The following is a 282-nucleotide window of genomic DNA, read 5'->3' as shown; positions in this document are numbered from 1 at the left end:
TCGACCCAGAGCTGCCTCTCAGAGAGCTAAAGCTGAGGTTGTCACTCGTCAAACAGAGTCCAGCCATGGCAAATGCCGTCAAAGTCTTTTGCCGTAAAAAATAATACAAGTTCCTCGGGGTCAAATTTTGTGTACAGCCAGTGCCCAGGAACAGGGCCTCTCGTTATCACGTATTCCAAGCGGTACTTTTGAACGGCTGCAGAACTGAGAGAAGCTGAATTCAACTCAAATCTTTCACCTTGATTGAGCGCCCATAGCTTTCCAACAAGGCTGTCATCAAGT

Annotated in this window: 1 protein-coding gene; it reads right to left on the bottom strand. The window is 47.5% G+C overall.

Annotated features, from left to right (window positions below; genetic code table 11):
- Positions 1-41 precede the first annotated feature (41 nt).
- Positions 42-282 (bottom strand): hypothetical protein (locus AACY52_RS31905; protein WP_339561640.1); only part of this gene is annotated, 241 nt, incomplete at its 5' end.

The sequence above is a fragment of the Pseudomonas sp. EA_65y_Pfl1_P113 genome, assembly GCF_963970525.1.
Classification (GTDB): domain Bacteria; phylum Pseudomonadota; class Gammaproteobacteria; order Pseudomonadales; family Pseudomonadaceae; genus Aquipseudomonas; species Aquipseudomonas tritici.
Note: the sequence above shows the minus strand (reverse complement) of the source record. Positions and strands in the feature narration are given on the sequence as shown.